The organism is Comamonas sp. GCA5, from assembly GCF_036541385.1.
Taxonomy (GTDB): Bacteria; Pseudomonadota; Gammaproteobacteria; order Burkholderiales; family Burkholderiaceae_C; genus Comamonas; species Comamonas aquatica.
Map to the genome: position 1 here is coordinate 105689 of NZ_JAZHFR010000002.1, position 8452 is coordinate 114140.

9 protein-coding genes are annotated in these 8452 nt (G+C 65.4%); all 9 read left to right on the top strand.

Features of this window, described 5'->3' with window-relative positions; all coding sequences use genetic code 11:
- Positions 1 to 26 precede the first annotated feature (26 nt).
- Positions 27 to 875 (top strand): baseplate assembly protein, encoded by an 849-nt coding sequence (locus SJH88_RS01150; protein WP_274753377.1) that lies wholly within the window; start codon positions 27 to 29, stop codon positions 873 to 875.
- The gene (locus SJH88_RS01155; RefSeq protein WP_274753378.1) at positions 868 to 1488 is read left to right on the top strand and encodes a phage tail protein I; all 621 of its coding nucleotides are present in this window, start codon (positions 868 to 870) and stop codon (positions 1486 to 1488) included. Before SJH88_RS01150 ends, SJH88_RS01155 begins: the two co-directional genes overlap by 8 nt.
- Positions 1485 to 3038: a phage tail protein gene (locus SJH88_RS01160; RefSeq protein WP_274753379.1), complete on the top strand. Its 1554-nt coding sequence runs from the start codon at positions 1485 to 1487 to the stop codon at positions 3036 to 3038. Before SJH88_RS01155 ends, SJH88_RS01160 begins: the two co-directional genes overlap by 4 nt.
- Positions 3035 to 3577, top strand: coding sequence for a hypothetical protein (locus SJH88_RS01165; RefSeq protein WP_274753380.1), 543 nt, complete (start codon positions 3035 to 3037; stop codon positions 3575 to 3577). Before SJH88_RS01160 ends, SJH88_RS01165 begins: the two co-directional genes overlap by 4 nt.
- Positions 3578 to 3716: 139 nt before the next feature.
- A complete protein-coding gene (locus tag SJH88_RS01170; protein ID WP_042413015.1) occupies positions 3717 to 4910 on the top strand; it encodes a phage tail sheath protein in 1194 nt (397 codons plus the stop codon).
- 30 nt (positions 4911 to 4940) lie between these two features.
- The gene (locus tag SJH88_RS01175) at positions 4941 to 5450 is read left to right on the top strand and encodes a phage major tail tube protein (RefSeq protein WP_183304000.1); all 510 of its coding nucleotides are present in this window, start codon (positions 4941 to 4943) and stop codon (positions 5448 to 5450) included.
- A 75-nt stretch (positions 5451 to 5525) separates the two neighbouring features.
- On the top strand, positions 5526 to 5861 hold the full coding sequence (locus tag SJH88_RS01180; RefSeq protein WP_274753381.1) for a phage tail assembly protein: 336 nt from the start codon (positions 5526 to 5528) through the stop codon (positions 5859 to 5861).
- 14 nt (positions 5862 to 5875) lie between these two features.
- Positions 5876 to 6004 carry a GpE family phage tail protein gene (locus SJH88_RS01185; RefSeq protein ID WP_183303991.1) on the top strand — a complete coding sequence of 43 codons (129 nt, stop codon included), beginning with the start codon at positions 5876 to 5878 and terminating at the stop codon, positions 6002 to 6004.
- A 6-nt stretch (positions 6005 to 6010) separates the two neighbouring features.
- A partial coding sequence (locus tag SJH88_RS01190) for a phage tail tape measure protein (protein WP_274753382.1) occupies positions 6011 to 8452 on the top strand: 2442 nt, incomplete at its 3' end.

Consider the following 8452-nt stretch of genomic DNA (forward strand, 5'->3'; position numbering starts at 1 on the left):
GCGGCATTACAGATGCGGGGTTCGGCATGAGTGTGGACTTCTCGCAGCTGCCAGCCCCCAGCGTCGTCCAGCCCCTGGACTTTGAGGCCGAGTTTGGCCGCCTCAAGGCCCTGGTGGTGCAAGACATGCCCGAGCTGGCCGAAGTCCTGGAGCTGGAATCCGAGCCCGCCACCAAGCTGCTGCAGCGCTGGGCATATGAGAACGTCGCCATGCAGGCCCGCATCAACGACAGTGCCCAGGCCTGCATGCTGGCCTATGCCGTGGAGGAAGACCTGGACAACGCCGCTGCCAACAACGGCGTGCAGCGCCTGGCGGGCGAGACCGATGCCCAACTGCGCCGCCGCGCCCAGATGGCCTTTGAGGGGCTGACAGTGGCCGGCAGCAAGGGCAGCTACATTTTTCACGCGCTGAGCGCCGACGCCCGCGTACTGGACGCCATGCCGCTGACACCCACTGCGGGCACCGTGCGGGTGGTGGTGCTCAGCACCGAGGGCGACGGCACCGCCCCGCAGGATCTGCTGGACACCGTCAAGGCTGTACTGAGCCCCGACGACATGCGCCCTATGAACGACACCGTGGAGGTGGCCTCTGCCGAGGTGCTGCCGTTTGCGGTGGATGCGGTGCTCTACCCCTACCCGGGGCCTGTGGTGGCCACCGTGCTGGAGCGTGCGCAGATGGCACTGGCCGAGTACCTGGCCCGCTGCCGCCGTCTGGGCTATGACGTCACGCGCAGCGGCATCACGGCCGCGCTGCATGTCCAGGGGGTGCAACGGGTGGAGATCGCTTCCCCCGCCGCTGACATTGCCGTGGCGCCGCACCAGGTAGCCCACTGCACCGCCATGAATGTGACCCTGGCCGAAGGCACCTATGTCTGAGGCCCACCTGCTGCCCCCCAACGCCACGCCGCTGGAACGCGCCATGGCCAAGGCCGCCCACCTGCCACACCGCCCGGAAGTCATCCGCCAGCTGTGGAACCCCAGCACCTGCCCGCTGCCTTTGCTACCGTGGCTGGCATGGGCCTGGAGCATGGACGAGTGGGACCCCGCCTGGACCGAAAGCCAGCAGCGCGCCATGGTGGCCGATGCCCGGCGCCTGCACCGCAAGAAGGGCACCGCCTGGGCCGTGCGCAATGCACTGCTGCGCAGCGGCCTGGAAAGCGTGCGGGTGATTGAGCACCCGGCAGGCGCCGGCCACTGGGCCGAGTTTGATGTGGACGTGGCCGTGGTGGACCGGCCCTTGACGCAATCGGCCATGGATCGTGCCGCGGCCTTGATCGAAGAGAACAAGGCGCAGCGCTGCGTGCTGCGCACCCTGCGCACTTCGATGCAAAGCCGCGGCGCCCTGCACATCGGCATCCAGCTGCTGGCAGGAGACACCACCACCGTTTACCCACTGCAGCCCCAGGACATCCAGTCCCCGGCTGTGACCACCGCCTGGGCATTCGCGGCCCATGACGCCATCACCACTACCGTCTACCCCATGCCATGAGTAACTTCTACACCATCCTCACCAACATTGGCGCCGCGCTGCACGCCAACGCCCAGGTGCAACAAACCACCGTCCCCTGGACCCACATGGCCCTGGGGGACGGCAACGGCAATCCCGTGGTGCCCCAGCAAACGCAAACCGGCCTGGTGCGTGAAGTCCACCGCCTGCCCATCACCAGCCTGGAGCAACACCCGGACAATCCCAACTGGATCGTGGTGGAAGCCGTGGTGCCCAGCGATGTCGGCGGCTGGACCGTGCGCGAGACGGCGCTGTACGGCGGCGCTGGTGGCGGCAGCTGCATCGCCGTGGGCAACTACCCGGCCACCTACAAACCGGTGCTGGCTGAAGGTGCCTCCCGTGAAATGGTCATGCGCATGGTGATCGAGGTCAGCAGCGTGGCCACGGTCAAGCTGGTGATCGACCCCGCCGTGGCCATTGCCAGCCGCAAGTGGGTGGAAAGCCTGGTGGCCACCCCAGCCAAGGCGGGCCTGGTCAAGCTGGCCACCGTGGATGAAGCCAAACAAGGCCTGCGCGATGATGTGGCCGTGACGCCTGAGGGGCTGGATGCGGCATTGGACGGCATTGGTGGCCTGCCGCGTTTTACGCCCTACCTGTGGGGTGGCCGAGGCGATGCCATGCCAGGGGGCGACACGCAATCGAGCGGCCAGCAACTGCTGGACCTGATGTATCCCACCATGCGCGTGGACGTGATGGCCACGCAGTTTTACTGCACGGAGGCTGAGTGGCAGGCCGACGCCTACAAGCGCGTGACGCACTGGAGCCTGGGGAATGGCGTGAGCTGGATGCGGCCACCGGACAAGAATGGCGTGCAGCCTGGCAACGTAGGGGCGTTCTACGGTGTGGGCTCTAACCCTGCAGGGGGGCTGCTGGGTACTGCATTGATTGACGCCATGCGTAATTTGAAGGGGCGCATCGGTGCGAATGCCGGAGCTGCCTACCAGTTCCTTGGCGAAGGGCCATTTGCTGATGTCTCCGGGGTGCTAGAAGTTGAATACCGCAGTGGCGCACCAATCGCAGACGGTTCGCCAAGCATTCCAAACTCAGGCGGTGCATTAATCTTCAATGCGGCCAAAGGATTGCCAGCAGGAACCACCACAGACCCGCTGACAGGCGAATTCCGCCCGCGCACTTGGTACGGCATCTGGATGATTCGGATGTACGGGCGTGTGACCAGTGCGGGCGACTTGAATGCCCCGGCGCTGAATGCGCGCATGGACATGCTCGATGCGCGGGTGGCAAGCCTGGAGGCCGGTCGCTCGTGGGTTGACGTGACCGCCAGCCGCTCCATGTCGGTCGCCTATGAAAACGTACTCCCTCACCCCAAGGAATTCGCCATCACGCTGCGGGCGACGAATGGCGTGGACTCCTGCATGGTGGTTTGCAATGACGTTGAGATTTTTAACGGTGATCCCGGAGTGGGTACGGCTTCAACGTCCACACAGGTCTACGGCAAGGTGAACCCTGGCAAGTCGGTTTCTGTGACTGGAAGTGCGGGGGTTGTTATTGGCAAATGGGTGGAATCGACATGAACACACTTCTCTTCAAAGATGCGCAGGGTGGGCTGCACTGCACAACGAAAGAGCGTGCAGAGGCGCGTGGGTTGGTCCGTGTCACCCCGGAGGAAGCGTCTGCGCTCCTGAACCCGCCAAAGTCGCTGCAAGAGCTGGCCGCCGCCGCAATGGAGGCGGTGAATGCGCAGTACATCGAGCGCATGGGCGCTGTGGCCAGCCCTTACCCGCTGCATGAGCGCGAGAGCTGGCCCATCCAGCTTGCCGAGGCGCAGACTGTGCTGCTGTACCCGGGCGGCGAGCTGCCCGAAGGTGTCACATCGACCTGGATTGACCAGTGCGCCCATCAGCGCGGCATGACGCGCCTGGAGCTGGCCCAGCGCATCGTGGCCAAGGACACAGCCTACCGTATGGTGTCGGGCTTCCTGAGTGGCGTGCGCCAGTGGCATGAGGACTGCATTGACCTGCTGCTGACGCTGGGCGAAGAGGCGCGCGACGAGCTGCAAGCCTACGACCACCTGCAGGGATGGGAGCGTGCTGAAGAGCAACTGGCCACCTAAGCCGGTCACATGGCCGCCCCAAAGCCCGCCTCGCGCGGGCTTTTTGCTGTAGCCACCGCCGCTACATGTGCGCGCGCTGGCGTGCGCGAGGGGGGCTTGGCACCCTTGAGGGGTCGCCAACTTCACCCACCCAGCGCCCATGTCTACCGAATACCACCATGGTGTGCGCGTCCTCGAATTGACCGAGGGCATGCGCACCATCCGCACCGTCTCCACGGCGATCATCGGCTTGGTTGCCACCGCATCCGACGCCGATGCGGCCACCTTCCCCCTGAACAAGCCTGTGCTGATCACCCATGCCCGCAATGCGATCGCCAAGGCGGGCAAGCTGGGCACCCTGGCCACCTCGCTGGACGCGATTGCCGAGCAGTGCCTGCCCATCTGCGTGGTGGTCCGCGTGCCCGATGGCGAAGGCGCCACCAACGAAGAAAAAGCCGCCAGCCTGACCAGCCATGTGATCGGCGGTGTGGCCGAGGACGGCAGCTACACCGGCATGAAGGCCCTGCTGGCGGCCCAGGGCAAGCTGGGTGTCAAACCCCGCATCCTGGGTGCTCCCGGCCTGTCCACCCAACCTGTGGCCACCGCCCTGGCCACGCTGGGCGAGCAACTTCGCGCCATGGCCTACTGCGGCACCTACAAGGACACCGTGGGCGATGCCATCCTGTACCGCGGCGAGTTCGGCAAGCGTGAGCTGATGCTGATCCACGGCGACTTCCGGCGCTGGGACACTGTGGCCAACGCCACCGTGGACGCCTGGTCCGAGGCCTATGCCCTGGGCCTGCGCGCCAAGATCGACCTGGACCAAGGCTGGCACAAGACCCTGTCCAACGTGGCAGTCAACGGCGTGACCGGCATCAACAAGGACATCTACTGGGATCTGCAGAACCCCGCCACCGATGCCGGCCTGCTCAACGCGGCCGACGTCACCACCCTGATCAACAAGGACGGCTACCGCTTCTGGGGCAGCCGCACCTGCAGCGACGAGCCCCTGTTCAGCTTTGAATCGGCCGTGCGCACCGCCCATGTGCTGGCCGACAGCATTGCCGATGCCCACATGTGGGCCGTCGACAAGCCCCTGCACCCCAGCCTGATCAAGGACATCCTGGAAGGCGTCAACGCCAAGATGCGCGAGCTGACCGCTGGCGGCTACCTGCTGGGCGGCCAAGCTTGGTTCGATGCCGCAGCCAACGAAGCGGCCACGCTCAAGGAAGGCCAGTCCTTCATCGACTACGACTACACCCCCGTGCCCCCGCTGGAGAACATCAATTTCCGCCAGCGCATCACCGACCGCTACTTCGCCGACTTCGCCACCCGCGTGCAAAGCGGCGGCTAAGCCCAGGCATTCAATTTCAGGAGCAACCACATGGGTATGCCATCCAAACTCAAAAACTTTGCCCTCTTCGTCGACGGCGTCAGCTGGGCCGGTGAAGTGCCCGAACTCACACCGCCCAAGCTCACCCGCAAGATGGAAGAGTTCCGCGCCGGCGGCATGCGCACCCCGGTCAAGGTGGATCTGGGCACCGAAGCCCTGGAGCTGGAAGTCACCGCCGGCGGCTGGATGAAAGACGCCCTCAAGCAGTGGGGGGCCACGGGCATCGGCGCCGTACCCTTGCGCTTTGCGGGCGCTGTGCAGAACGACGACACCGGCGAATGGAGCAAGGTCGAGATCTTCATGCGTGGCCGCTGGGAAGAGCTGGACATGGGCTCCGCCAAGGCTGGCGACGACACCGAGTTCAAAGCCAAGGCCACGCTGAGCTACTACCGCCTGGTCTGGGACGACGAAGACCTGATTGAGATCGATGCCACCGGCCTGATTGAAAAAATCGGCGGCGTCGACCTGACTGAGAAGGTGCGCCAGATCCTGGGCATCTAAGAGCCCGCCCTTCCACCGCCCAGGGGCTGGCGCCCCTGGCCCTCCCATCCATTCACCTCAACCACCCTTCCCGCTATGCAAACACCCGACACCGAACACACCACCATCGACAAGCCCACCGGCGACATCGTCACCGTCACCCTGGATACCCCCATCGCCCGCGCTGGCGGCAAGCAGATCACCGAAGTCACCCTGCGCAAACCCCTGGCCGGCGCCCTGCGCGGCGTGGCAATGGGTGACCTGGTGGCCTGCAAGTACGACGCCGTTGCTCAGGTGCTGCCGCGTGTGTCCACCCCCACGCTGTTCAAGCAGGACATCGAGAGCATGGACCCGGCAGATCTGTTCAAGCTGGGCGGCGAGGTGGTGGGTTTTTTGTTGACCAAGGAACAAAAGGCCTTCATCCCTCAGTAGACGTCACCCAGGTGATGGCAGAGGTGGCCTATTTCTTCCACTGGCCCCTCTGCAGCATGGATGCCATGCCCCTGGAAGAACTGCTGGACTGGCGCGAACGTGCCGTAGGTATCCATAACCGCATCAACGCCCCGGAAAGCTGATCCCCCATGGCTGATAAAAACTTGCGCTTGCGCGTCATGCTGGAGTTGGCAGACAAGGCGCTGGGCCCGCTCAAGCGCATCAGCCAGGGCAGCAACGAAACCGTCAACACCCTCAAGGCCGCCCGCGACCAGCTCAAGCAGTTGCAGGCGGTTCAGGGGGATGTGGCATCGTTTCGCACCATGCACACCCAGCTGGGCGAAACCGAGGCCAAGCTCAAGTCGGCCCGCGACAGCGTGCGCCAACTGGCGGCCAGCCATGCCCAAGCAGGCCCGCCCACCAAACAAATGGCTGCGGCCATGACTGCCGCCCGCAATGAAGCGGCGCAGCTGGGTGCCAAGTTCAACGGCCAACAGCAAAGCCTGCAGCGCATGCGCGACAAGCTCAGCGCCGCCGGCATCAGCACCAGCAACCTGGCAACCCACGACAAGCAACTGCGCGCCAGCATTGCCGCCACCACCCAGGACATCACCCAGCAAACCCAAGCCCTCAAAGCCCAGGCCGACATGCAGCGGCGCGCGTCCAGCCTGAAAGCCGCCCAGAACACCAACGTCGGCAACCGGGCCCAGGCCCGCGGGGCCCTGCTGGACGGCGTGGCCCTGGCCGCCACCCTGGGCGCCCCCATCAAGATGGCCATGGACTGGGAACAGCGCATGGCCGAACTGAACAAGGTGGCCAACAAAACCCCGCATGAGCTGAATGCCATTGCGGCAGCCGCCCAGCAGCTGGCCGTGGAAACCGGCGTGGCCCGTGAAGAAATCATTGGCGCCTACATCGCCGCCAGCCAGGCTGGCTTTGCCGAAAGCGAGTGGGCGCAGTTTGCTGAGGTCTCCGCCAAGATGGGTGTGGCCTTTGACACCACGGGCGAGAAGGCGGGCGAGATGCTCAAGGCCTGGCGCAGCGGCATGGGGCTGAGCATGGACCAGGCCGCTGCCCTGGCCGGCACGGTCAACCACATCGCCAACAGCATGAACGCCACCGCCCTGGACATTGGCGGCGTGCTGCAGCGCCAGGGCGCCTACCTGTCCGCCATGGGGCTGACGCAAACCCAGTCCGCCGCCCTAGCCGCCACCATGCTGTCCGGTGGCGCCACCGAAGAAATTGCCGCCACGGCCAGCAAGAACTTCATGAAGGCCCTGACCGTGGGCTTTGCCGCCAGCAAAAGCCAGTTGGAAGTGTTTGACATGCTCAAGCTCAACCCCGAAAAGCTGGCCAAGCAAATGCAAAAGGCACCGGAGCAGGCCATCGTGGACGTGATGCAGCGCCTGCAAAAGCTGGCGCCCGACCAACTGGCCCCGGCCATGAAGATGCTGTTCGGTGATGAATCCATCGGCCCGGCCGCGCAGATCGTCAAGAGCGTGGACGGTTTGGTGGCCGCATTCGAGATGGCCGGCGACACCGCCAAGACCATGGGCAGCCTGCAGGCCGAGTTCGACAGCATGGGCAACACCACCCAGCAGCAGATGAAGAAAGCGGGCGAAGGTGTCAAGGTGGTCACCACCGCCCTGGGCGCCGGCCTGCTGCCCTCCATCAATGCCAGCCTGGCCGCGTTCGCGCCCATGGCGCTGGGCGTGGGCCAGTGGATGCAAGCCAACCAGGGGCTGGTCACCACCGTGGTGGCCATCATTGCCGCCATCATGGCATTCAAGATTGCCGCCATTGCCGGGGCCTATGCCTTCACTTTCTTGAAGGGGGCCTGGCTGGCCGGCCAGGCCGTGCTGCTGACCCTGCGCACCGCCTGGATGCTGCACACCGGCGCCCTGGTGGCGGGCACCGCCGCCAGCCGCACCGCCGTGGTGGTCAGCAAGGCGCTGACCGCGGCGCAGTGGCTGTTCAACACCGCCATCGGCGCCAACCCCATCGGCCTGCTGATCCTGGGCATCGTCGCGCTGACAACAGCCGGCTACATGCTCTGGCGCAACTGGGAGAACATCGCCGCGGGTGGCAAGCTGCTGTGGCAGGACCTGTCCACCTTCCTGTCCGGGGTTTGGACCGGCATCACCAACGCGGCACTCAGTGCCTGGAACGGCATCACCAGCACCGTGGGCGGCGCCATCCGCTCCTTTGTGGACAGCGTGCGCAGCGTCCTGGAAGGCGGCGTTGGCGCATGGATCACGGCCTTGCTCAACTTCTCGCCCTTTGGCGTGCTGTGGAACGCCATCACCGCAGCGCTGGGCGCCCTGGGCATCCAGGTGCCCGAGCAATTCCGCAACTTTGGCAGCTTCATCATGGATGGGCTGATCGGCGGCATCACCGGCAAGCTGGCCGCCCTCAAGGACGCCGTGGTGGGTGCCGCCACGTCAGCCGCCAGCTGGTTCAAAGAAAAGCTGGGCATCGCCAGCCCCTCCAAGGTCTTCACCCAGTTTGGTGGTTGGATCAGCGAGGGCGCGGCCGTGGGCATCGAGGCCGGCCAGGCCGGCGTGCGCGCCGCAGCGCTGGCCATGGCGGGG

What these genes read in the sequence shown, in the direction of transcription:
- SJH88_RS01165 (WP_274753380.1), top strand. Translation starts at nt 3,035, where the DNA reads ATGAACACACTTCTCTTCAAAGATGCGCAGGGTGGGCTGCACTGCACA.
- SJH88_RS01160 (WP_274753379.1), top strand. Translation starts at nt 1,485, where the DNA reads ATGAGTAACTTCTACACCATCCTCACCAACATTGGCGCCGCGCTGCAC.
- SJH88_RS01180 (WP_274753381.1), top strand. Translation starts at nt 5,526, where the DNA reads ATGCAAACACCCGACACCGAACACACCACCATCGACAAGCCCACCGGC.
- SJH88_RS01185 (WP_183303991.1), top strand. Translation starts at nt 5,876, where the DNA reads ATGGCAGAGGTGGCCTATTTCTTCCACTGGCCCCTCTGCAGCATGGAT.
- SJH88_RS01155 (WP_274753378.1), top strand. Translation starts at nt 868, where the DNA reads ATGTCTGAGGCCCACCTGCTGCCCCCCAACGCCACGCCGCTGGAACGC.
- SJH88_RS01175 (WP_183304000.1), top strand. Translation starts at nt 4,941, where the DNA reads ATGGGTATGCCATCCAAACTCAAAAACTTTGCCCTCTTCGTCGACGGC.
- SJH88_RS01170 (WP_042413015.1), top strand. Translation starts at nt 3,717, where the DNA reads ATGTCTACCGAATACCACCATGGTGTGCGCGTCCTCGAATTGACCGAG.
- SJH88_RS01150 (WP_274753377.1), top strand. Translation starts at nt 27, where the DNA reads ATGAGTGTGGACTTCTCGCAGCTGCCAGCCCCCAGCGTCGTCCAGCCC.